The sequence below is a fragment of the Stenotrophomonas sp. A3_2 genome, from assembly GCF_036624925.1.
In the GTDB taxonomy this organism is placed as follows: domain Bacteria; phylum Pseudomonadota; class Gammaproteobacteria; order Xanthomonadales; family Xanthomonadaceae; genus Stenotrophomonas; species Stenotrophomonas hibiscicola.
This window is the reverse complement of the sequence record NZ_JAZKVY010000040.1, coordinates 1-20,841: the sequence shown is the minus strand read 5'-3', so window position 1 is coordinate 20,841 and position 20,841 is coordinate 1. Positions and strand designations below refer to the sequence as shown.

The 20,841-nt window shown below is 67.4% G+C and carries 25 protein-coding genes; 18 read left to right on the top strand and 7 right to left on the bottom strand.

Annotated elements, in window-relative coordinates; genetic code table 11:
- Nucleotides 1–70: 70 nt before the first annotated feature.
- The 3 genes from R5H29_RS00470 to R5H29_RS00460 are packed head-to-tail and all read right to left on the bottom strand — an operon-like array spanning nt 71 to nt 1,908.
- Nucleotides 71–388: a hypothetical protein gene (locus tag R5H29_RS00470; protein WP_019659443.1), complete on the bottom strand. Its 318-nt coding sequence runs from the start codon at nt 386–388 to the stop codon at nt 71–73.
- Nucleotides 385–1,656 (bottom strand): UDP-N-acetylglucosamine 1-carboxyvinyltransferase, encoded by a 1,272-nt coding sequence (gene murA / locus R5H29_RS00465; RefSeq protein ID WP_019659444.1) that lies wholly within the window; start codon nt 1,654–1,656, stop codon nt 385–387. Before murA ends, R5H29_RS00470 begins: the two co-directional genes overlap by 4 nt.
- A 21-nt stretch (nt 1,657–1,677) precedes the next feature.
- Nucleotides 1,678–1,908 carry a BolA family protein gene (locus tag R5H29_RS00460; RefSeq protein ID WP_021202589.1) on the bottom strand — a complete coding sequence of 77 codons (231 nt, stop codon included), beginning with the start codon at nt 1,906–1,908 and terminating at the stop codon, nt 1,678–1,680.
- 54 nt (nt 1,909–1,962) lie between these two features.
- On the opposite strand from R5H29_RS00460, the gene R5H29_RS00455 reads away from it, so the two are divergent.
- The 16 genes from R5H29_RS00455 to R5H29_RS00380 all read left to right on the top strand — a co-directional run bounded on the left by R5H29_RS00455 (nt 1,963) and on the right by R5H29_RS00380 (nt 15,359).
- Nucleotides 1,963–2,964, top strand: coding sequence for a KpsF/GutQ family sugar-phosphate isomerase (locus tag R5H29_RS00455; RefSeq protein WP_332328550.1), 1,002 nt, complete (start codon nt 1,963–1,965; stop codon nt 2,962–2,964).
- Nucleotides 2,965–3,030: 66 nt separating this feature from the next.
- Nucleotides 3,031–3,579, top strand: a complete 549-nt coding sequence (locus R5H29_RS00450) for an HAD family hydrolase (protein WP_134732236.1) — start codon at nt 3,031–3,033, stop codon at nt 3,577–3,579.
- Complete coding sequence (lptC, locus tag R5H29_RS00445) at nt 3,576–4,151, top strand: LPS export ABC transporter periplasmic protein LptC (RefSeq protein WP_019659447.1); 576 nt, start codon at nt 3,576–3,578, stop codon at nt 4,149–4,151. Before R5H29_RS00450 ends, lptC begins: the two co-directional genes overlap by 4 nt.
- 103 nt (nt 4,152–4,254) lie before the next feature.
- Nucleotides 4,255–4,806: a lipopolysaccharide transport periplasmic protein LptA gene (lptA, locus tag R5H29_RS00440; RefSeq protein ID WP_019659448.1), complete on the top strand. Its 552-nt coding sequence runs from the start codon at nt 4,255–4,257 to the stop codon at nt 4,804–4,806.
- A complete protein-coding gene (lptB, locus tag R5H29_RS00435; protein ID WP_019659449.1) occupies nt 4,806–5,525 on the top strand; it encodes an LPS export ABC transporter ATP-binding protein in 720 nt (239 codons plus the stop codon). The genes lptA and lptB overlap by 1 nt, the downstream gene beginning before the upstream one ends.
- Before the next feature lie 39 nt (nt 5,526–5,564).
- On the top strand, nt 5,565–6,986 hold the full coding sequence (locus R5H29_RS00430) for an RNA polymerase factor sigma-54 (RefSeq protein ID WP_021202591.1): 1,422 nt from the start codon (nt 5,565–5,567) through the stop codon (nt 6,984–6,986).
- A 58-nt stretch (nt 6,987–7,044) separates the two neighbouring features.
- Complete coding sequence (gene hpf / locus R5H29_RS00425; RefSeq protein WP_004147311.1) at nt 7,045–7,362, top strand: ribosome hibernation-promoting factor, HPF/YfiA family; 318 nt, start codon at nt 7,045–7,047, stop codon at nt 7,360–7,362.
- Nucleotides 7,363–7,383: 21 nt separating this feature from the next.
- The gene (locus R5H29_RS00420; protein WP_019659451.1) at nt 7,384–7,836 is read left to right on the top strand and encodes a PTS sugar transporter subunit IIA; all 453 of its coding nucleotides are present in this window, start codon (nt 7,384–7,386) and stop codon (nt 7,834–7,836) included.
- Entirely contained in the window at nt 7,833–8,783 is a 951-nt protein-coding gene (hprK, locus tag R5H29_RS00415; RefSeq protein WP_019659452.1) for an HPr(Ser) kinase/phosphatase, read from the top strand. The genes R5H29_RS00420 and hprK overlap by 4 nt, the downstream gene beginning before the upstream one ends.
- Nucleotides 8,784–8,810: 27 nt before the next feature.
- Nucleotides 8,811–9,695: an RNase adapter RapZ gene (rapZ, locus tag R5H29_RS00410; RefSeq protein ID WP_019659453.1), complete on the top strand. Its 885-nt coding sequence runs from the start codon at nt 8,811–8,813 to the stop codon at nt 9,693–9,695.
- A 487-nt stretch (nt 9,696–10,182) separates the two neighbouring features.
- A complete protein-coding gene (locus R5H29_RS00405) occupies nt 10,183–10,575 on the top strand; it encodes a PTS sugar transporter subunit IIA (RefSeq protein WP_111103436.1) in 393 nt (130 codons plus the stop codon).
- Entirely contained in the window at nt 10,568–10,837 is a 270-nt protein-coding gene (locus R5H29_RS00400; RefSeq protein WP_005408385.1) for an HPr family phosphocarrier protein, read from the top strand. The genes R5H29_RS00405 and R5H29_RS00400 overlap by 8 nt, the downstream gene beginning before the upstream one ends.
- Nucleotides 10,838–10,839: 2 nt before the next feature.
- Nucleotides 10,840–12,609: a phosphoenolpyruvate--protein phosphotransferase gene (gene ptsP / locus R5H29_RS00395; RefSeq protein ID WP_019659455.1), complete on the top strand. Its 1,770-nt coding sequence runs from the start codon at nt 10,840–10,842 to the stop codon at nt 12,607–12,609.
- Between the two features lie 194 nt (nt 12,610–12,803).
- Nucleotides 12,804–14,165 carry a magnesium transporter gene (gene mgtE / locus R5H29_RS00390; RefSeq protein WP_019659456.1) on the top strand — a complete coding sequence of 454 codons (1,362 nt, stop codon included), beginning with the start codon at nt 12,804–12,806 and terminating at the stop codon, nt 14,163–14,165.
- Nucleotides 14,166–14,224: 59 nt separating this feature from the next.
- Nucleotides 14,225–14,491, top strand: coding sequence for a hypothetical protein (locus tag R5H29_RS00385; protein WP_019659457.1), 267 nt, complete (start codon nt 14,225–14,227; stop codon nt 14,489–14,491).
- Between the two features lie 70 nt (nt 14,492–14,561).
- Nucleotides 14,562–15,359, top strand: coding sequence for a prolyl oligopeptidase family serine peptidase (locus R5H29_RS00380; RefSeq protein ID WP_111103434.1), 798 nt, complete (start codon nt 14,562–14,564; stop codon nt 15,357–15,359).
- Between the two features lie 186 nt (nt 15,360–15,545).
- On the opposite strand, the gene R5H29_RS00375 is transcribed toward R5H29_RS00380, so the two are convergent.
- From R5H29_RS00375 to R5H29_RS00360, 4 genes are all read right to left on the bottom strand, one after another.
- Nucleotides 15,546–16,037, bottom strand: a complete 492-nt coding sequence (locus tag R5H29_RS00375) for an REP-associated tyrosine transposase (RefSeq protein ID WP_332328549.1) — start codon at nt 16,035–16,037, stop codon at nt 15,546–15,548.
- A gap of 196 nt (nt 16,038–16,233) precedes the next feature.
- Complete coding sequence (locus tag R5H29_RS00370) at nt 16,234–17,184, bottom strand: aspartate carbamoyltransferase catalytic subunit (RefSeq protein WP_021202595.1); 951 nt, start codon at nt 17,182–17,184, stop codon at nt 16,234–16,236.
- A gap of 16 nt (nt 17,185–17,200) precedes the next feature.
- Nucleotides 17,201–17,695: a Holliday junction resolvase RuvX gene (gene ruvX, locus R5H29_RS00365; RefSeq protein ID WP_005415547.1), complete on the bottom strand. Its 495-nt coding sequence runs from the start codon at nt 17,693–17,695 to the stop codon at nt 17,201–17,203.
- Nucleotides 17,688–18,254 (bottom strand): YqgE/AlgH family protein, encoded by a 567-nt coding sequence (locus tag R5H29_RS00360; protein WP_021202596.1) that lies wholly within the window; start codon nt 18,252–18,254, stop codon nt 17,688–17,690. The genes ruvX and R5H29_RS00360 overlap by 8 nt, the downstream gene beginning before the upstream one ends.
- A gap of 91 nt (nt 18,255–18,345) precedes the next feature.
- On the opposite strand from R5H29_RS00360, the gene R5H29_RS00355 reads away from it, so the two are divergent.
- Both R5H29_RS00355 and R5H29_RS00350 read left to right on the top strand, forming a co-directional pair.
- Nucleotides 18,346–20,157: a DUF4153 domain-containing protein gene (locus tag R5H29_RS00355; protein WP_332328548.1), complete on the top strand. Its 1,812-nt coding sequence runs from the start codon at nt 18,346–18,348 to the stop codon at nt 20,155–20,157.
- Nucleotides 20,154–20,699: a DNA-3-methyladenine glycosylase I gene (locus R5H29_RS00350; protein WP_308305520.1), complete on the top strand. Its 546-nt coding sequence runs from the start codon at nt 20,154–20,156 to the stop codon at nt 20,697–20,699. Before R5H29_RS00355 ends, R5H29_RS00350 begins: the two co-directional genes overlap by 4 nt.
- Nucleotides 20,700–20,841: the final 142 nt, after the last annotated feature.

Here is a 20,841-nt window from a genome sequence, read left to right as displayed (position 1 = left end):
CCTGGAGTAGATCCACGCCATGCGTGGATGGACGCCCCGGGAAAAACGCCCGCTTTCGCGGGCGTTTTTCTTACTTCTTTTCCTCGGCCGCAGCGGGCTTGAACTCGGTGCGGCAGTCCACTCGGATCTGCTCGCCGGTGCTGCGCCAGACGAAGGTGCGGCAATGACGGTTGCCGTCCTGGCTGTCGTTCACCGCGACCGCGTAGAACGACTCGATGATCTCGTCGCGCGAGACCGTGCCATCGCCGTTCCAGTCCATGTCCCTCTGCTCGATGCCCTGGGTAATGGCGATGTTGGCGTACCAGGCATAGCCCAGCCACGCCAGCACGATCAGCACCAGGGCCAGCAGTGCCTTGCGACGCGGGCTGAACTTGCCACGCAGGATCATGGCACGCGCCGGATGGTGGCGCCGAGCGAAGACAGCTTCTCTTCGATGTTCTCGTAGCCACGATCAAGGTGGTAGATGCGGTCGATGGTGGTCTCGCCGCTGGCCATCAGGCCGGCCAGGATCAGCGAGGCCGACGCACGCAGGTCGGTGGCCATCACCGGCGCACCGCTCAGGTGCTCGCTGCCACGCACGATGGCGGTGTGGCCTTCAACCTGGATGTCCGCGCCCAGGCGCAGCAGTTCGTTGACGTGCATGAAACGGTTCTCGAAGATCGTTTCGTTGATCACGCCCACGCCGTCAGCCACGCAGTTGAGCGCCATGAACTGGGCCTGCATGTCGGTCGGGAATGCCGGGTACGGCGCGGTGGTCAGGTTGACCGCCTTCGGCCGCTTGCCCTGCATGTCCAGGGTGATGGTGTCGTCGGTGGTCTCGATCTTCGCACCGGCCTCGACCAGCTTGGACAGCACCGCGTCCATGGTGTTCGGGCGCGCACGGTTGACCGTGACCTTGCCGCCAGTCATCGCTGCGGCCACCAGGAAGGTGCCGGTCTCGATGCGGTCGGGCAGCACTTCGTGGCGGCCACCGGACAGGCGCTCGACGCCTTCGATCACCAGGCGGGCGGTGCCCAGTCCTTCGATCTTCGCGCCCAGCGCGATCAGGCAATGCGCCAGATCGGTTACTTCCGGCTCCATCGCACAGTTGTCGAGGATGGTGGTGCCTTCGGCCAGCACCGCGCCCATCAGCACGTTCTCGGTGCCGGTGACACTGACCATGTCGAAGGTGAAGTGGCCGCCCTTCAGGCGCTTGGCGCTGGCCTTAATGAAGCCGTTCTCGACCACGATCTCGGCACCCAGTGCCTGCAGGCCCTTGATGTGCTGGTCGACCGGACGCGAACCGATCGCGCAGCCGCCCGGCAGCGACACTTCGGCCGCGCCGAAGCGGGCCAGCAGCGGGCCCAGCACCAGGATCGAGGCGCGCATGGTCTTGACCAGCTCGTAAGGTGCCACGTGCTGGTTGACCGAACGCGGGTCGACCACGATCGCGCTGCCGCGCGACAGCGTGCCCTGGTCGATGGTGACCTTGGCACCCAGTTCGCCCAGCAGCTTCACCGTGGTGACCACGTCGTGCAGGTGCGGCACGTTGGTGATCTCCACCGGCGCATCGGCCAGCAGGGTCGCGCAGAGGATGGGAAGGACGGCGTTCTTGGCGCCGGAGATGCTCACTTCACCGTGCAGCGCAGCGCCGCCGGTCACAACGATCTTGGCCATGTATTGGGAATCTTCTGCGGTTCAGCCGGCTTCGGCCGGGGTCACGGTTTTCAGCGCCAGCGCGTGGATCGCGCCGCCCATCAGGTCGCCGAGGGTGGCATAGACCATCCGGTGGCGGGCCAGCGGCATCTTGCCGGCAAAGGCCTCGCAGACCACGGTCGCTTCGAAATGCACGCCATCGTCGCCACGCACATCGGCGCGGGCGCCAGGCAGGCCGGTTTCGATCAGATTGCGGATGGTGTCGGCGTCCAACGGGCTTTCCTAATAAAATGTGCATCCATTCTACTTCCGCTGCGTGGCGTCCGCATGGCCGAATCCCTGTTGCCCCCCCGTTCTGCCGACCCTGCCGGCCTGATCGCCAGTGGCCGCCGCGTGTTCGAGATCGAGCGGCAGGCGCTGGATGCCGTCGCCGACCGCCTTGGCGAGGCTTTCCAGCAGGCCTGCGAGGCGATCCTGGCCAGCCGCGGCCGGGTGGTCGCCACCGGCATGGGCAAATCCGGCCACATTGCCCGCAAGATCGCCGCCACCCTGGCCTCCACCGGCACACCGGCGTTCTACGTGCATCCCGGCGAAGCCGGCCACGGCGACCTGGGCATGATCACCGAAGCCGACGTGGTGCTGGCCCTGTCCTATTCGGGCGAGTCCGATGAGGTGCTGATGCTGCTGCCTGTGCTCAAGCGCCAGGGCAACGTGCTGATTTCCATGACCGGCCGCCCGCAGTCGAGCCTGGCCACGGCCGCCGACATCCACCTGGATGTGAGCGTGCCGGCCGAGGCCTGCCCGCTGGCGCTGGCGCCGACCTCCAGCACCACCGCCTCGCTGGCGATGGGCGATGCGCTGGCCGTAGCCCTGCTTGACGCGCGCGGCTTCACCGCCGACGACTTCGCCCGCTCGCACCCGGCCGGCAGCCTCGGCCGTCGCCTGCTGCTGCACATCACCGATGTCATGCACACCGGCGACGACCTGCCCAGCGTGGGCGCCGATGCCAGCCTCAGCGAGGCGCTGGTGGAAATGAGCCGCAAGCGGCTCGGCATGACCGCCGTGGTCGACGCCGATGGCGTGCTGATCGGCCTGTTCACCGACGGCGACCTGCGCCGCGCGCTGGACAGCGCGCTGGACGTGCGCACCGCGAAGATCGCCGATGTGATGACCCGCAACCCGCGCACCATCGGTGCCGACCAGCTGGCCGTAGAGGCCGCGCGGCAGATGGAGACCCAGAAAATCAACGGCCTGATCGTGGTCGATGGCCAGGGCCGTGCGGTCGGCGCCCTGAACATTCATGACCTGTTGCGGGCCCGGGTGGTTTAACCGACAGTCCGTAGACCCCATTCAGTCTGTAATGCCCCACCCGCCCCCACCGAGCCTGATCGCCTGATGCCCTGGTCCCCGCTGCCCGCGTTCCCCGCCCACCTGCATGCCGCTGCGGTCCGCGTCCGCCTGGCCTGCTTCGACGTGGACGGTACCCTCACCGACGGTCGGCTGTACTACGACAAGGACGGCAACGAGAGCAAGGCGTACTTCGTGCAGGACGGTCTGGGCCTGAAACTGCTGCAGCAGCACGGCATCCATCCCGTGCTGATCACCGCGCGCAACAGCCAGTCCGCGCTCAAGCGCGGCGCCGACCTCGGCATCGACACCCAGATCGCCGTGGGCGACAAGCTGGCCAGCGTGCAGGCGCTGTGCGCGCAGCACGGCGTCGGCCTGGAGCAGGTGGCCTTCATGGGCGACGACCTGCCGGACCTGGCGCCGCTGGGCGCGGTCGGCCTGGCAGTGGCCCCGGCCAACGCCCACCCGTGGATCGCCGAGCGCGTGCACTGGCAGACCCGCGCCGACGGCGGACGTGGCGCCGCCCGCGAACTGTGCGACATCCTGCTGGCCGCACAGGGCCACGTGGATTCGGTGCTGGCGAGGTTCGGCGCATGAGCCTGCCGACACTGAACTGGCGCACCCTGCTGGGCGTCGGCCTGCTGCTGGCGGCGCTGCTCAGCAGCTGGGCCGCCCTGCGCAACCGCGACAAGGGCCCGGCCAACGACAGCCAGGAGCCGGGTGTGGACTACGTTCTGCACGACTTCCAGATCGTGGCCCTGGATGAGCACGGCAAGGAGTCGACCACCCTGCGTGCGCCGCGGCTGGAGCGCCAGCGTGGCGACCAGACCATCAACATCGCCACGCCGCTGTTCGAGATGCCGGACAAGGATGGCAAGCACTGGACCCTGCGTGCCGAGACCGGCTGGCTCAGCGCCAAGGGCGACCAGATGAAGCTGCGCGGCAATGTGGCCGGCGACAGCCCGGCCGATCCGGGCGTGGTGCCGACCACCTTCCGCACCGACCATCTGGACGTGTTCCCGAAGGAGAACCGCGCCCGCACCGACGCCCTGGTGACCATGACCCGCCCGGGCATGGAACAGTCCGGCGTCGGCTTCGAAGTGGATTCGAAGAACAACACGTATCATTTCCTCAGCCAGTCCAAGGGCCGTTACACGCCCAAACGCTGATTCCGCCGCCAGCCCGCGACGTCTCCGGACAGGCGCAGGGCCGGCAGCCCCACCCTCCGCCCCCGGCCTGCCCGGGAGGCCCCCACCGGTAGAACGGACCCCGATGAAGATTTCCTTTGCCGCCGTACTCGCGCTCGGTCTTCTTGTCCCCAGCGCCGCCTTCGCCAAGTCCACCGACCGCAACGAAGACATGCACATCGATTCCGGCGCCCAGTCCGGCACGCTCACCGGCGACGGCAAGACCGTGCTGTCGCAGGGCGTGATCATCACCCAGGGCACGCTGGACCTGCGCTCGTCCGAGGCCGAGATCTACCTCAAGGATGGCGAAGCCGTGCGCGCGGTGTTCACTGGCAAGCAGGCCAAGATGAAGCAGCAGCTCGATGACGGCACCTGGATGGATGCCGTTGCCGACCGCATCGACTACGACATCAAGACCGAGATCATCACCCTGACCGGCAACTACAAGGTCACCAGCGCGCGCGGCACCAATGCCGGCCAGCGCATGGTCTACAACACCCGCACCGGCGAAATGAACTCCGGTGGTGACGGCAGCCGTGTGCGCACCGTCATCCCGCCGAAGAACAAGACCCCGGCCGCGCCTGCGGCACAGCCCAAGGCCACCACGCCGGCGCAGCCGGCCGGGAGCAGGAAGTAATGCTCGTCGCCAAGGGCCTGCGCAAGAAGTACAAGCAGCGCGAAGTCGTCAAGGATTTCGGGCTGACCCTCGACGCCGGCGAAGTGGTCGGCCTGCTGGGCCCCAACGGTGCCGGCAAGACCACCTGCTTCTACATGATCGTCGGCCTGGTTGCGGCTGACGCTGGCAGCATCGTGCTCGACGGCAAGGACATCACCGGCGACCCGATGTATACCCGCGCCAAGCAGGGCGTGGGCTATCTGCCGCAGGAACCGTCGGTATTCCGCAAGCTGACCGTGGCCGACAACATCCGCCTGGTGCTGGAGCTGCGCGAAGACCTGGATGCGGCCGGCCGCGAGCGCGAATTGAACAGCCTGCTCGACGAACTGCAGCTGGGCCATGTTGCCGACCAGCTTGGCGCCAGCCTGTCCGGTGGCGAACGCCGCCGCTGCGAGATCGCCCGCGCCCTGGCAGCGCAGCCGCGCCTGATCCTGCTTGACGAGCCGTTCGCCGGTGTCGATCCGATTTCGGTCGGCGAGATCCAGCGCATCGTCACCCATCTCAAGCAGCGTGGCATCGGCGTGCTGATCACCGACCACAACGTGCGCGAGACCTTGGGTATCTGCGACCGCGCGTATATCCTCGCCGAGGGCAGCGTGCTGGCCCAGGGTTCGCCGGAAGCGATCCTGGACAACGCCGATGTACGCCGCGTCTACCTCGGGGATTCCTTCAAGCTGTGAAGCAGTCGCCGGGTCCCTTTCCTTCCTTTCGGCACAGGCATGAAGACTCGGCTGCAGACATCGTTGGGACAGCAACTGGTGCTTACGCCCCAGTTGCAGCAGGCGATCAAGCTGCTGCAGATGTCCACCACCGAGCTGGAGCTGGAAATCGCGCAGGCGGTGGAAAGCAATCCGCTGCTGGACTGGGCCGACAGCAGTGACAGCAGCAGTCCTGCCGGCGAAGGCGACGACAACGGCAACGATGCGCCCGCAGAACGCGCCGATGCCGGCGACGACTGGGCGCCGGCGGAACTGGACTGGAACGCGTCCGGCAGCGGCGGCAGCTTCGACGATGACGACGACAATGGCAGCGCCGCCGAGCGCGTAGCCGAAACCGAAACGCTGGCCGACCATCTGCTGTGGCAGCTGCATCTGTCGCATCTGTCCCCACGTGATCGCAGCATCGGTGCCGCGCTCATCGATGCACTGGACGATGACGGTTATCTGCGCGAACCGCTGGGCACCATCGCCGACACCCTGTTGCCGGCGATCCACGCCGGCGAGGACGAGATCCTCGCCGTGCTGCATCGCATCCAGCGCTTCGATCCGGTGGGTGTGGCTGCGCGCACGCTGGGCGAATGCCTGCTGCTGCAGCTGGATGTGCTGCCCGGCGAAACGCCCGGGCTGGCGCTGGCGCGACAGATTGCCGCAGGCCCGCTGGAACGGCTGCCACGCAGTGGCGTCGCCGGGCTTGCTCATGAGTTGAAGCAGCCGATGGACGAGGTCGAGACTGCCGTCGCACTGCTGCGCTCGCTGGACCCGCGCCCGGGCACGCAGATCGCACCGCTGTCGCAGGACACTTACGTGGTGCCGGACGTGGTGGTATGGCGGCAGAACGGCGTGTGGCGCGCTGCACTGGCCGCGCATGCCGGGCCGAAGGTGGTTATCCACCGCGGCTACGAACAGCTTATCCGGCGTTGCGGCGATGCCGATGCCGGCTACCTGCGTGCCCAGCTGCAGGAAGCACGCTGGCTGCTGAAAGGCCTGCAGCAGCGCGGCGAAACCCTGTTGCGCGTCGTGCGCAGCCTGATCCTGCAGCAGGCCGGCTTCCTTGAATTCGGCGAGCAGGCGCTGCGCCCACTGACCCTGCGCGAGATTGCCACCGAACTGGGCCTGCACGAATCCACGGTGTCGCGTGCGATCGCCCGCAAGCACGTGCGCACCCCGCGCGGCACCCTGCCACTGCGGGCCTTCTTCGCCTCCGGCATCGATACCGAAGGCGGCGGCGAGGCGTCCAGCACCGCCATCCAGGCGATGATCCGGCGCCTGATCGACGATGAGAATCCGCGCAAGCCGCTTTCTGACGCCAAGCTGGCTGACCTGCTCAAATCGTCGGGAATCCCAGTAGCGCGGCGCACCGTGGCGAAGTATCGTGAAGCCATGAACATTTCCGCCTCGCACGAAAGGGTCAGAATCGCTTGACGCGCCGCCGCGCCCGGCGGAGAGGTTCATTGGCACATCCGAACACAGGAGAAACCCGATGCGCATCGAAACGTTTGGCAAAGATGTCGAAGTCACCCCGGCCCTGCAGTCCTATGTGGAGGAAAAGCTGGCCCGGATCGGAAAGCACTTCGACCAGCACTGCGAAGCGCGGGTGACCCTCAAGCTGCAGAAGACCGAACACCATGTCGACGCCAGCCTCAACATCCCGGGCCAGACCCTGCACGCGGAGGCCAATGCCCAGACCATGTATGCCGCGATCGACCTGCTTGCGGACAAGCTTGACCGCCTGGTGATCAAGCACAAGGAGAAAAAACAGCAGCACGCGCCGCTGCCGGTGGGCGACAATGGTGGCTGATCGCCACCGTTCCCCGCAGACATGCCCCTGACTGACCTCCTGGCGGCCGTGCAGACCCAGCTCTGCACGGCCACCGACCGTGACAGCGTCCTGCAGGCCGCCGCCGGGTTGCTGGCCTGCCGCCAGGCCAATGCCGAACAGATCTACCTGAACCTGTGCCAGCGCGAAGCCCTGGGCAGCACCGCGATCGGCCACGGCATCGCCATCCCCCACGGCCGCGCGCCTACCCTTGATCGCCCCCGTGGCGCCCTGCTGCGATTGGCCGCCCCGGTCGATTTCGGCGGCGACGAACCGGTGGACCTGGTGTTCGCCATGGCCGTCCCCGCCCACTACACCCACCAGCACCTGATGCTGTTGTCCGAGCTGGCCGAACTGTTTTCCGCGCCGGACATCCGCCAGGCCCTGCGCGAAGCGGGCGATGCCCGGGCGCTGCGCGAGGCGCTGGACATGACCCCTCCTGCGAGTGCCGCATGAATACCAGCATCACCGCCCGTGAACTGTTCGAACAGCAGCGCGAGCGGCTGGGGTTGCGCTGGGCCGCCGGCAAGTCCGGTGAGAAGCGCGAGCTGGAGGCCGGCAATACCGTCTCGCGGCGTCCCTCGCTGGCCGGCTACCTCAACGCGATCTATCCCAACAAGGTGCAGATCCTGGGCACCGAGGAACTGTCCTGGCTGGATGCACTGGAACCACGCCAGCGCTGGGAGACCATCGAAAAGATCATGCAGTCGCACCCGCTGGCGCTGGTGCTGACCCGCAACCAGCCCTGCCCGGAAGACCTCCGCGCCGCTGCTGACGAATCCGGCACGCCGCTGTGGCTCTCGCCCAAGCGCGGCCACGAACTGCTCAACCACCTGTCCTACCATCTGGCGCGTACGCTGGCGCCGCGGGTGATCCTGCACGGCGTGTTCATGGAGATCTATTCCATCGGCGTGCTGATCACCGGCGAGGCCGGATCGGGCAAGAGCGAGCTGGCGCTGGAGCTGCTCACCCGCGGCCATCGCCTGGTCGCCGACGATGCCCCCGAGTTCACCCAGATCGCCCCGGACGTACTCGACGGCACCTGCCCCGAACTGCTGCAGGACCTGCTGGAAGTGCGCGGCCTGGGCGTGCTCAACGTGCGCGAGATGTTCGGCGACACGGCTGTAAAGAAGAACAAGTACCTTCGGCTGATCGTCCACCTGACCAAGCCGATGACCGAACCCACCCCACATGGCTACGAACGCCTGACCGGCGATTCGGGCACCCGCCATGTGCTGGACCTGGACGTTCCGCTGATCACCCTGCCGGTGATGCCCGGCCGCAACCTGGCCGTACTGACCGAAGCCGCGACCCGCCTGCACATCCTGCGCACCAAGGGCATCGACCCGGCGGCTATGTTCATCGCCCGCCACAGCAACCTGCTGGAACGGCGAACACCCTGATTTCCCTGCCCCTCGAAGAGCCTGTCCATGAGCACCGTCACCCCCTCCGCCCCGACCCTGATCATCGTCAGCGGCCTGTCCGGCTCGGGTAAATCCGTCGCCCTGAAGACCTTCGAGGACCAGGACTACTACTGCTCGGACAACCTGCCGATCAATCTGCTGCCCGACTTCGTGCGCAGCCTGCTGGCCAACCATGACGGCAGCGCGCCCCGCCGCCTGGCCGTGGGCATCGACGTTCGCGGACAGGCCGATCTGAGCCAGCTGGGCAACTGGCGGCAGCTGGCCACTGACGCCGGCGTGGAAGTGAAGGTACTGTTCTTCGAGGCCAGCGATGAGGCTGTGCTCAAGCGCTACGCCGACACCCGGCGCCGTCATCCGCTGAGCCAGCTGGGCCTGTCGCTGCCCGAAGCGATCGCACGCGAACGTGAATTGACGGCACCGCTGCGCCGCGAGGCCGATGCGGTGATCGATACCAGCAACCTCAACGTGCATCAGCTGCGGCGGCGGATCATCACCGAGTTCACGCTGGACCATGCCACCGGACTGTCCCTGCTGTTCGAATCGTTCGCGTACAAGCGCGGCGTGCCGGCCGAGGCGGACTTCGTATTCGATGCGCGGGTGCTGCCCAATCCACACTGGGACCCCGATCTGCGTGCGCTGAGCGGCCGCGAACCGGGCGTGCGCGACTATCTGGAAGCACAGCCGGACGTGCAGCGTTACCTGGCCCAGCTGATGGATTTCCTCGATACCTGGCTGCCGAAACTGGGGGATGGCACCCGCAGCTACGTGACGGTGGCGTTCGGCTGCACCGGCGGCAAGCACCGCTCGGTGTTCCTGGCCGAGCGCCTGGCCCGGCATGCCCGCGAGATGGGCTGGGAAGATGTGGCCACGTATCACCGCGAACAGGATTGAGGGGGGGCGGCCGGGCTGCGCCCGGCACCCGCCGGTAGTGCCGGCCGCTGGCCGGCAACAGCAACAGCAGAAGCGGCATTCCGTGGGATGGCGGGGCGGGGTGGATCTGCAGGACACGCCGTGAACCCCGCTCCGCGGTCTGGCCCAGGCGCTGGCGGCTGGGCGTTCGGGCGCTTGGGCCGCCGTGGTTGGCAAGCCAAGCGCCCGCACCCCCGGGGGCGCGATTGCGCCCCCCCAGGCGCCCCCCGGGCTGCAGACCCCCACCGCCCCACCTCTGACAGATTTCTGCGGCGGGTGGGTGTCGACCCTGGTCGACACGATGGATCCACGCGTGCGTGGATGAATCGCTGTCAGGCATCGAAAAACGGATGGGGTCGGATCTCTTTCTCAACGGAAAGGCTCCCCTTGCGAGCAACGCTGAATACGGGACACAGTGCGCCTCATCTGCTGCTATCGCCAATTCACCTTGACCTGTTAACGTGCAGTAATGACCTGTGGCATTCTCCTCGTAACACATCCGGGGGTCGGGCCCGCCCTGCTTGAGGTGGCGACCCGGCTCCTGCGGCAATTGCCGCTGAAAACCGAAGCTTTCGAAGTACCGTTCGACGCAGACCTGGACGCCCTGCTCCCGCTCGCCTCGGCCGCCCTGCGGCGGGTCGATGCAGGGGATGGCGTGCTGATCCTGACCGACCTGTACGGCGCCAGCCCCGCCAACCTAGCCGGGCAGCTGGCCCGGTTGGGGACCCCGGTTCGCCGGGTATCGGCGCTGAGCCTGCCGATGTTGCTGCGGGTGATGAATTATCCGGAACAGGGACTGGATCTACTGCCCGCCACAGCCGCGGCGGGCACCCGTAATGGAGCGATAGTCGACGATGCTTGAACGAGAACTCACCGTGAGCAACCGCCTGGGCCTGCACGCCCGGGCCACCGCCAAGCTGGTGCAGACCCTGGCGCCGTTCCGCTGCAACGTGACCATGGCCGCCAAGGGCCGTGAGATCAACGCCAAGAGCATCATGGGCGTGATGCTGCTGGCCGCCGGCCAGGGCACTCCGGTCACGGTGCGCATCAACGGCGAGGACGAAGCCGCCGCGATGGAAGCGGTGGTCGGTCTGTTCGAGCGCCGCTTCGACGAGGACAGCTGAGCGTGCCGCGCGCGCGCGCCGGCCAGGTTCCTTCCGGCCAGCGGCCGGTCCAGCTGCTGGCTGGGCACGGTGCTGCCCGTGGCGCGGCGATGGGCCGCGCACGGGTACGCCTGCCGCATGCGCTGGAGGTGGCCGAGCAACGCATCGGCGCCCACCAGGTCGAGGCCGAGCTGGCCCGCCTGCATCGTGCGGTGGATGCCGCGCGCACGGAAATGCACGAACTGCGCCAGCGCCTGCATGGCGCATTGAACCAGGAAGTGGGCGAGTTCCTGGACCTGCACGCGCTGCTGCTGGACGATCCCGAGCTGTTGTTCGGGCTGGACGAGCTGATCCGCAGCGGTCCCTACAGTGCCGGCTACGCATTGCGCCTGCAGCGTGACCGCCTGGCCAAGGTCTTCGATGGCATGGACGATGCCTACCTGAAGAGCCGCATGGACGACCTGGACCATGTCATCGGCCGCATCCACGCGTTCCTGCAGCCTGAACGCGCGCCGGTGATGAAGGGCCTGGCCGGCGAGATCCTGGTCTGCGACAACATCGCCCCGTCCGAACTGGCCCAGCTGCAGGCCCAGGGCGTGGTTGGCATCGTCACCGCCGCCGGCAGCGCGCTGTCGCACAGCGCGATCCTGGCGCGCAGCCTGCATCTGCCGTTGATCGTGAACGTTCCGCAGCTGCTCAGCCGCATCGCCGATGGCGACGTGCTGATCATCGATGGCGCCGACGGCAGCATCACCGCCAACCCGCAGGCCGACAACCTGCGTGACTATCGCGCGCGCCTGAAGGAGCATGCGCGCGAGCAGCGCGAGCTCGGCCGCCTGCGCAGCAAGCCCAGCCGCACCCGCGACCAGGTCGACATCGCCCTGCTGGCCAATGCCGAATCGCTGGAAGACGTCACCCAGGCGCACGCGCTGGGCGCGCAGGGACTGGGCCTGTACCGCACCGAGTTCCTGTTCCTGCAGCGCAACGAGCTGCCGGATGAAGAAGAACAGTTCCAGACCTACCGGGATGCCGCGTTGGGCATGAGCGGGCGACCGGTCACCATCCGCACGCTCGATCTGGGCGCGGACAAGGCCGACCGCACCGGCCTGACCCTCAGCAATGAAGAGAACCCCGCCCTGGGTCTGCGCGGCGTACGCCTGTCGCTGGCACGGCCGAAGGTGGCCGATACCCAGCTGCGCGCGATCCTGCGTGCCTCCGCCTACGGCAAGCTGCGCGTGCTGGTGCCGATGGTCAGCACCCGCGAGGAGCTGCTGGCGGTGCGCCGGCGCATGCTCAAGCTGACCGAACAGCTGCGCGGCGAGGGCCACATGGTGTCCGACCACGTGCCGCTGGGCGCGATGATCGAAGTTCCTGCGGCAGCACTGGCGCTGGAGAGCTTCATCGACCTGGTCGATTTCCTGTCGATCGGCACCAATGACCTGGTGCAGTACCTGCTGGCCGCCGACCGCAACAACGAGGCACTGGGCGAACTGTATTCGCCACTGCATCCGGCCGTGCTGCGACTGCTGCAGATGGTGATCGAGACCGGCGCGCGTCACCGCATCCCGGTGGCGGTCTGCGGCGAGATGGCCGGCGATGCACGGATGACCCCGCTGCTGCTGGCGCTGGGCCTGACCGAGTTCAGCCTGCACCCCGGCACGCTGCTGGAAGTGCGCCGTGCGATCCGCGATGCCGATCTGGCCGCATTGCGCGCGCGCGCGCCGAAGCTGCTGGCCGCACGCGACCGCCGCGCGATCGAGCGCTGGCTGGCGCTGGTGGCCGAAACGGCCTGACTGCCGAGGGTAGTGCTGGTCGCTGGCCGGCAATCTCGTGGACTTCGATGGGGACGATTGCGGGCCAGCGGCCGGCGCAACCACCGCCCCTCGGCTATGCGTTGAAACATCCCCTTGCGATAATGACGCGCTGAACACCCCTGTTGCCGCATCCTTGCCGGGATCGCGGCTTTTCTTATCCCGCGGGAGCTGCGATGGCTGAAGCCGTACGCCACGACAAGACTGCGCGCCAACTGCGGATGCTGTCCGACGCACTGGACAGCGGTCGGCTGGGCCCGGTGCGTCGCCTGGTCAATACCCTGGCCCCGGCCGAGATCGGCAACCTGCTTGAATCGCTGCCGCCGGGCAAGCGCGAGGTGGTGTGGGGCCTGGTCGATCCGGAAGATGACGGCGAGGTGCTGGTCCACGTCGGCGACGACGTGCGCGAGAGCCTGCTCGCGGACATGGACCCGGACGAAATCATCGCCGCGGTCGAAGACCTGGACATCGACGACCTGGCCGACCTGGTCGAAGACCTGCCCGATACGGTCATCGACGAAGTCCTCAAGTCGATGGACCGCGAGAACCGCGAGCGCCTGGAACAGGTGCTGTCCTATCCCGAGGACAGTGCCGGCCGCCTGATGAACCCGGACGTGGTGACCGTGCGCGCCGACGTCAACGTGGACGTGGTGCTGCGCTACCTGCGCCTGCGCGGCGAACTGCCGGACCACACCGACCACCTGTTCGTGGTCAGCCGGCGCCATCAGTACCTTGGCCGGGTGTCGCTGGCGGCACTGGTGACCCACGAGGACACCACCCCGATCAACCGCCTGATCGACGACGAGCAGCCGGCCATCGACGTCGGCGAGAGCGACCAGGAAGTCGCGCGGCAGTTCTCCGACCATGACTGGATCTCCGCACCGGTGGTGGACGAGAACAACATCCTCGTTGGTCGCATCACCATCGATGACGTGGTCGACATCATCCGTGGCCAGGCCGAGCACCAGGCGCTGGGCGCCGCCGGCCTGGACGAGGACGAGGATCTGTTCAGCCCGGTCTGGCGCGCCATGCGCCGCCGCCTGATGTGGCTGTCGATCAACCTGTGCACGGCCTTCCTGGCCTCCAGCGTGGTCGGTCACTTCGAGGGCACCATCGACAAGCTGGTGGCGCTGGCGGTGTTGATGCCGATCGTGGCCGGCCTCGGTGGCAACGCCGGCACCCAGGTGCTGGCGCTGATGGTGCGCGGCCTGGCGCTGGGCCAGGTGGGCGCCTCCAACGCGCGCACCCTGCTGTGGAAGGAAGTGCGTGTTGCGCTGCTGAACGGCGTGATGCTCGGCTCGGTGCTGGGCCTGATCGTATTGGCCTGGTTCCATTCACCCGGGCTGTCTGCGGTGATCGCCATCGCACTGACCTGCAACCTGCTGTTCGCAGCGCTGGCCGGCGTGCTGGTGCCGCTCACACTGAAACGCTTCGGCTTCGATCCAGCGCTGGCCAGCGGTATCTTCCTGACCGCAGTGACCGACTCGATGGGCTTCTTCACTTTCCTCGGCCTGGCCACGCTGGTGCTGCTGCATTGACCGCATCGAGGATCGGCCCCCGCCACGCGGGTCGTTGACTCCACCCAACCGGAACACCCATGGCAACAACGATCGAAAACTATTTCCAGCCCGGCTGGCGCGACCAGCAGCACACCTGCCCGGCCTGCGAGTGGAAGGGCAGCTCGCGCGCCATGGAGATGGAACTGGACGAGGACGCCACCGAGTATGACTGCCCGGTCTGCGAGAACCCGCTGCTGGTGGTCCTGCACCCGGATATGGCGCAGGTGCAGGCTGCGGCGGCGGCAGGCAATGCCGAAGCGCAGGAACAACTGGACATCATTGCCAGCTTCCCGCGCCCGCAGTGACGCGGCGCACGATGCCGCGCTGGCGACAGCGGACTACGATGCAGGCGATCTCGCCACTTCGGGAAACCCCATGGTCCGTTTGCTGTCGCGCTGGCTGCCACTGCTGGCCCTTCTGTTGATGAGCGGCTGCACGTCGCTGCCGGATGGCGCGCGGGGTCGCTTCGAAGCCCGCGCCGTGAAGGTGGATGGCGAGACGGCCTACTACCAGGTATTCATTCCGGCCGCATCGGCGCGTACACCGGGCTCACTGCCGGTCGTGCTGTTCCTGCACGGTTCGGGCGAGCGCGGCGCCGATGGCGTGAAGCAGACCCACGCGGGGCTGGGACCGTACCTGCGCGAGCAGGCCGCCGATTTCCCTGCGTTGGCCGTATTTCCGCAGGCGCCGGGACGCGGGGAATGGAGCGGGCGCAACAACCGTGTGGCCCTGGCCGCGCTGGATGCAGCGATCGCCGAGTTCGGTGCCGATCCGGCGCGGCAATACCTGACCGGCATGTCGATGGGTGGCTACGGCAGCTGGAATATCGCCTTGGACAACCCGCACCGATTTGCTGCGATCGTGCCGGTGTGCGGCGCGGTGCTGGCCCCGCGCGCGGTACGTCCGACCCTGTTCGTCGAACAGGTGGCCGGTGAAACCGACCCGTATGCGGCCATTGCCCAGCGCCTGCGGCAGACGCCGATCTGGATCTTCCATGGCGCGCTGGATGACGTGGTGCCGCCGGATGACGACCGCCGGCTGCACGCCGCATTCCAGAACGCCAACGCGCGTGACGTGCGCTACACCGAATACCCGGAAGGCAACCACAATGCCTGGGACGCCACCTACGCCGACCCGGCGATGTGGGAATGGATGTTCGCGCAGAAGCGCTGAGCCATAGCTTCTGCTGGGAAACATCTGTGGGTGGATGCCAACCGTTGGTCGGCTTGGGTATTGGTGGATGCCAACCGTTGGTCGGCTTGGGTATTGGTGGGTGCCGACCGTTGGTCGGCTTGGGTATTGGTGGGTGCCGACCGTTGGTCGGCTCGGGTATTGGTGGGTGCCGACCGTTGGTCGGCACTATCTCTCCGCTTCGGGGTAATCCATTGCTTGGTCCCTCCCATCGATCTCCCATCGGCACCAGGCATACGGATACTCTCCCACGCAACTCGCCAAGTTCGCCCTGACCGGGTTGGCGACGATGTACATCGCATGGCGAAACAGTGATTCTTCAGAACGCATGGCGTGATCGTGATAGCTCGATTGCCAAAATGGTCCTGTCTTACCCAGCATGCGGTTGATCCGCAATGCACTGCTCGATTTGAAGCGTTGCATGATGTAGTCCAGCGAGAACGCACGGATCTCCACAAGCCAATGGATGTGGTCCGGCATGACCACATAGGCAAGTGAGTGCGTCAGGCCATCATCATCAATGCGACGGAGCACATCCATCACCTCCTGTGCCGCAGTGGCATCATCGAAGTAGCGTCGACGTTCCGGGGTGACGGTGGTCAGGATGTAGGATTGCCCGATCCGGGAATGACGGCCAAGGCGTAGGCGTGCGCGGTTCATGGGCCCAATCGTGCGCCTGCCGGTATCCCTCTTCTATCGGGCAACCACGTCAGTACAGGTAGGCCCGGAACCATTCAATGGCCAGGCCCGCACTTCACCGCACTGATGGTTCAGTGCCGACCAACGGTCGGCACCCACCGGGTCGGATGAGGACAGATCAACCGCGCCGACCAACGGTCGGCACCCACCAAAGTGGTCAGCCCAGCAGGGTTTCCAGCACGGCCATGCGCACGGCGACGCCGTTGGCGACCTGGCGCAGCACCCACGACTGCGGGCCGTCGGCCACGTCATCGGTGACTTCCACGCCACGGTTGATCGGGCCCGGATGCAGCACCGCAGCGTCCTTGCCGGCACGGGCCAGGCGTTCGTTGGTCAGGCCGTACTGGGCGTGGTACTGCTCCAGCGACGGCACCAGGCCTTCTTCCATGCGCTCGCGCTGCAGGCGCAGCATCATCAGCGCGTCGGCGCCTTCCAGCATCGCATCGAAATCATCGCCGACCACGCAGCCCTTCAGGGTCTCGTCGTCCGGCAGCAGTGACTGCGGGCCGCACACGCGGATCTCGCCCACCCCCAGCGTGCGCAGCGCATGCAGGTCGGTGCGCGCCACGCGCGAGTGCTTCACGTCGCCGACGATCACCACCTTCAGCTTCGAGAAATCCGGGCCCTTGGCCTGACGCAGGGTCAGCATGTCCAGCAGGCCCTGGGTTGGGTGCGCGCTGCGGCCGTCGCCGGCGTTGATCAGTGCGGTGCCCTCGCCCGCCGCCTCGGCCAGCGCGGCCACGGCGCCGTCATCGGGGTGACGCACCACGAAGCCGCGCACGCCCATTGCTTCCAGGTTGCGCAACGTGTCGCAGGCCGTTTCGCCCTTGCGCGTGGACGAGGTCGACGCGTCGAAGTTCAGCACATCGGCGCCCAGGCGCTGCGCGGCCAGCTGGAACGAGCTGCGGGTGCGCGTGGACGGTTCGAAGAACAGCGTGCATACCGCAGAACCGGCCAGCACGTGGCGCTTGTTGCCGACACGGCCGACTGCGGCGTCACGGATCTGCCCTGCCCGGTCCAGCAACTGCAGCAGTGTTTCGCGCGGCAGGCCCTCCAGGGTCAGCAGGTGGCGCAGGCGTCCGGAGGCATCGATTTGCTGGGCAGTCATGGCGGGAGTCGTGCAGTCAGGGAATGGGGGTGGCGTCGTCGGGGGACGACAGCCAGCGGTCGATGATCACCGCCGCGGCCACAGCATCGAGGGCGGCCGCATCGCGGCGGCGCTTGCGTCCTTCGGCGCGCTCGACGGCGAAGCGGCGTGCGGCCTCGACCGAGCTGGAACGCTCGTCGATCATCACCACGGGCAGCTTGAAACGTTCCCGCAGCTGGCGGGCGAAGCCCTGCGCGCGCTTGCGGTTGGGCTGGTCCTGGCCGTCCAGCGTAAGCGGATCGCCGACCACCAGGCCGTCGGGCTTCCATTCCTTGAGCAGGCGCTCGATCGCGGTCCAGTCCGGGCCGTTGCCGTGCACATCGACCACGGCCACCGCGCGCGCATGGGCGGCGAAAGCACTGCCGATGGCCACGCCGATGCGTCGCGAGCCAACATCGAAACCCAGAACGGTGCCGTCACGGCGGATCGCCGGGGCAGCAGGAACCGGTGCGGGCGCGGCCGGCTCAGACATGGCCGCTGTAGTCGGTCAGCCGGAACAGATCCACGCCGATGCGCGCAGCCGCGCCCTGCCAGCGCTGCTCCAGCGGCAGCTGGAACACCAGCTCGGCATCGGCCGGCACGGTCAGCCAGCTGTTCTCGGACAGCTCGCTTTCCAGCTGCCCTGCGCCCCAACCGGCACAGCCGAGGGTGACCACCGCATTGGCCGGGCCTTCGCCACGCGCCATCGCTTCGAGGATGTCGCGCGAGGTGGTCAGGTACAGGCCGTCGCCCACGGTCAGGCTGGAATCCCACGCGCGCGCGTCGTCGTGGATGACGAAGCCGCGTTCGGGATGCACCGGACCGCCATTGAGCACCATGCGCGCCTGCAGCTCGCCATCACCGGTGGTGATGTCCATCTGCGCAAGCACTTCACCCAGCGTGTATTCGGAAGGCTGGTTGACCAGTACGCCCATCGCCCCGTTCTCGTCGTGCTGGCAGATCAGCGCGACGCTGCGGGCAAAGGTCGCGTCGAGCAGCGACGGCAGCGCGACGAGCAGGTGATCGGCAAGGGAGGTCGGCATTACAGGCATGGGTCCATTCTACCTGCTGGGGGCGGGATGGTCGCGCGATGGCGCCGAACCGCGATGGGCTAGGATGGTGCTTTGCCATGGAAGGTCATCGATGCAGTCTTCATCGCCCCTGACCCTGCCGGCACGCAGCGCCGTCGTCCTGATCGCCCTGCTGCAGGGTCTGATGCTGTATGCCGCGCAGGAATTGTCCGATGCGTGGCCGTTCCGCGATATCGGCTGGCGCTACTGCTGGTACGCCTGGGTGCTGGCCATTCCCAGCGCGGTGGCGCTGAGCCTGGTCGAGCTGGGCCAACGCCGCCTGTGGCTGCAGGCGGCGCTCGGCTCGGTGGTGGTGCTGGCACTGGCCGCCTGGATCGGCTGGAACCTCAATAGCGAGGCCGCACTGGAATCGGGCGCGCTGCAGTTTCCGTTGACCCTGGGCATGGGCGTGGCGGTGTTCGTGGCCCTGCCCTGGTGGCAGTTCCAGCTGCAGCACGGTCAGTGGCGCGCCAGCTACCCCGAGCTGTTCGAGCGCGCCTGGCAGAACGGCTTGACCCTGGCCCTGGCGGCGCTGTTCACCGGGCTGACCTGGCTGCTGCTGTGGCTGTGGGCGGCGCTGTTCCAGCTGCTGGAGGTCACCTTCTTCCGCGATCTGTTCCGCCAGGATGCTTTCATCGCACTGGCCACCGGCAGCCTGGCCGGGTTTGGCGTGCTGATCGGGCGCACCCAGCATCGGGCGATCCAGATCACCCGCCAGGTGCTGTTCGCGATCTGCCGCGGGCTGCTGCCACTGCTCTCGTTCATCGCCGTGTTGTTCGTGCTGAGCCTGCCGCTTGCCGGGCTGGAGCCGCTGTGGAAGACCCGTTCGGCCGCCAGCCTGCTGGTGGTGGTGTCACTGCTGCTGGTGACGTTCACCAATGCGGTCTACCAGCAGGGGGAAGACTCCGCGCCGTACCCTCTCGTGCTGCGCCGTCTGGTCGAGGCCAGCCTGCTGGCGCTGCCGGTCTACGCCGCGCTGGCGCTGTATGCGCTGGGCCTGCGCGTGGTGCAGTACGGCTGGACCGTGGACCGGTTCTGGGCACTGCTGATCGCGCTGGCCGTGGCCGGCTATGCCCTGGGCTATGCGCTGGCGGTACTGCGTCGCCAGGGCCGCTGGCTGCAGGCGCTGGAACCGGTCAACCGCTGGATGTGCTGGGTGGTGCTCGCACTGGCCCTGCTGGGCAACTCGCCCCTGCTGGACCCGGTGCGGCTGACCCTGTCCAGCCAGCTGGAGCGCCTGCGCGCGGACCCGCCGGCGATCACCAGCAGTGACGTCAACGTGCTGCGCTTCGATCTTGGCCGCCGTGGCGTGCAGGCGCTGCGCGAGTTGCAGCGTGATCCGGCCATCATCGCCGATGCCAACGCGCCACAGGTGGTCGCGGCAGCACTGGCGCGTACCTCCCGCTGGGACGACGGCCACCGCCTCGACAAGGGGCCGCAGGACGTCGCCGCCCTGCGGCGCGCGCTGAAGCTGGCCGCCGGATCCAGCTCGCCACCGGACGACTGGTGGAAAGCTCTGGCCACCCGATCGATCAATGGCGAATCCTGCGCACAGAGCGAGCGCGACTGCCTGGTCGTGCATCGCGACCTGGACGGTGATGGTACCGGCGAAGTGCTGCTGTGCGAGCTGTACACCCACCGTGGACCGGACTGCGTGCTGTACGCACGTGGCAGCGATTCCCAGTGGCGCCGGGCCGGTGCGCTGTTCGGCACCGTCAGCGGCCCGGCCGAGGCGATCAACCAGGCCCTGCGTAACGGCAAACTCACGCTCGTGCCACCGCGCTGGCCGATGCTGTCCATCGGCGGGCACCCTGCAGTGGCCATCGATCCCGAACCCGAATCCGAATCCGAATCCGAATCCGAATCCAACGAGCCTTCCCCATGAGCGGTTACTGCCTGATTGCCCCCGGCCATCCGGTGCACGACTACTACCACGCCAACGAGTACGGCTTCCCGCAGCGGGACGAGCGTGAACTGTTCGAGCGATTGGTACTGGAAATCAACCAGGCCGGTTTGAGCTGGGAAACGATCCTGAAGAAGCGCGAGGGCTTCCGCGCAGCCTATGACGGCTTCGATGTGGACCGCGTGGCGGCCTACGCCGAGCAGGACATTGCGCGCCTGCTGTCGGACGCGGGCATCATCCGCAACCGGCTGAAGGTGATGGCGGCGATCCACAACGCGCAGGTGATCCAGCAGTTGCGGGCCAGCCATGGCAGCTTCGCGGCGTGGCTGGATGCGCACCACCCGCGCAGCAAGGCCGACTGGGTGAAGCTGTTCAAGAAGACGTTCCGCTTCACCGGCGGCGAGATCACCGGCGAATTCCTGATGAGCCTGGGCTACCTGCCCGGTGCGCACGCCGAGGATTGCCCGGTGCACGCGCGGCTGTTGACGCTGTCGCCGCCGTGGCTGCAGGCCGCCGTACGTTGAAGGACGGCCGCCGGGCCTGGCCCCGCGCTACCGATGGCATCAGGCCTCGAGCAGGTCCCTCCAGGCGGCTTCGGCCTTCTCCCGCTGCGCCGCGGCGGGTTCGCGGTCACGGCCGAGTACCGCCCTGCGCGTGGCATCGGCG

Coding starts and splice junctions, on each gene's coding strand:
- R5H29_RS00470 (WP_019659443.1), bottom strand. CDS start 388: ATGATCCTGCGTGGCAAGTTCAGCCCGCGTCGCAAGGCACTGCTGGCC.
- murA (WP_019659444.1), bottom strand. CDS start 1,656: ATGGCCAAGATCGTTGTGACCGGCGGCGCTGCGCTGCACGGTGAAGTG.
- R5H29_RS00455 (WP_332328550.1), top strand. CDS start 1,963: ATGGCCGAATCCCTGTTGCCCCCCCGTTCTGCCGACCCTGCCGGCCTG.
- R5H29_RS00450 (WP_134732236.1), top strand. CDS start 3,031: ATGCCCTGGTCCCCGCTGCCCGCGTTCCCCGCCCACCTGCATGCCGCT.
- lptC (WP_019659447.1), top strand. CDS start 3,576: ATGAGCCTGCCGACACTGAACTGGCGCACCCTGCTGGGCGTCGGCCTG.
- lptA (WP_019659448.1), top strand. CDS start 4,255: ATGAAGATTTCCTTTGCCGCCGTACTCGCGCTCGGTCTTCTTGTCCCC.
- lptB (WP_019659449.1), top strand. CDS start 4,806: ATGCTCGTCGCCAAGGGCCTGCGCAAGAAGTACAAGCAGCGCGAAGTC.
- R5H29_RS00430 (WP_021202591.1), top strand. CDS start 5,565: ATGAAGACTCGGCTGCAGACATCGTTGGGACAGCAACTGGTGCTTACG.
- hpf (WP_004147311.1), top strand. CDS start 7,045: ATGCGCATCGAAACGTTTGGCAAAGATGTCGAAGTCACCCCGGCCCTG.
- R5H29_RS00420 (WP_019659451.1), top strand. CDS start 7,384: ATGCCCCTGACTGACCTCCTGGCGGCCGTGCAGACCCAGCTCTGCACG.
- hprK (WP_019659452.1), top strand. CDS start 7,833: ATGAATACCAGCATCACCGCCCGTGAACTGTTCGAACAGCAGCGCGAG.
- rapZ (WP_019659453.1), top strand. CDS start 8,811: ATGAGCACCGTCACCCCCTCCGCCCCGACCCTGATCATCGTCAGCGGC.
- R5H29_RS00405 (WP_111103436.1), top strand. CDS start 10,183: ATGACCTGTGGCATTCTCCTCGTAACACATCCGGGGGTCGGGCCCGCC.
- R5H29_RS00400 (WP_005408385.1), top strand. CDS start 10,568: ATGCTTGAACGAGAACTCACCGTGAGCAACCGCCTGGGCCTGCACGCC.
- mgtE (WP_019659456.1), top strand. CDS start 12,804: ATGGCTGAAGCCGTACGCCACGACAAGACTGCGCGCCAACTGCGGATG.
- R5H29_RS00385 (WP_019659457.1), top strand. CDS start 14,225: ATGGCAACAACGATCGAAAACTATTTCCAGCCCGGCTGGCGCGACCAG.
- R5H29_RS00380 (WP_111103434.1), top strand. CDS start 14,562: ATGGTCCGTTTGCTGTCGCGCTGGCTGCCACTGCTGGCCCTTCTGTTG.
- R5H29_RS00375 (WP_332328549.1), bottom strand. CDS start 16,037: ATGAACCGCGCACGCCTACGCCTTGGCCGTCATTCCCGGATCGGGCAA.
- R5H29_RS00370 (WP_021202595.1), bottom strand. CDS start 17,184: ATGACTGCCCAGCAAATCGATGCCTCCGGACGCCTGCGCCACCTGCTG.
- ruvX (WP_005415547.1), bottom strand. CDS start 17,695: ATGTCTGAGCCGGCCGCGCCCGCACCGGTTCCTGCTGCCCCGGCGATC.
- R5H29_RS00360 (WP_021202596.1), bottom strand. CDS start 18,254: ATGCCTGTAATGCCGACCTCCCTTGCCGATCACCTGCTCGTCGCGCTG.
- R5H29_RS00355 (WP_332328548.1), top strand. CDS start 18,346: ATGCAGTCTTCATCGCCCCTGACCCTGCCGGCACGCAGCGCCGTCGTC.
- R5H29_RS00350 (WP_308305520.1), top strand. CDS start 20,154: ATGAGCGGTTACTGCCTGATTGCCCCCGGCCATCCGGTGCACGACTAC.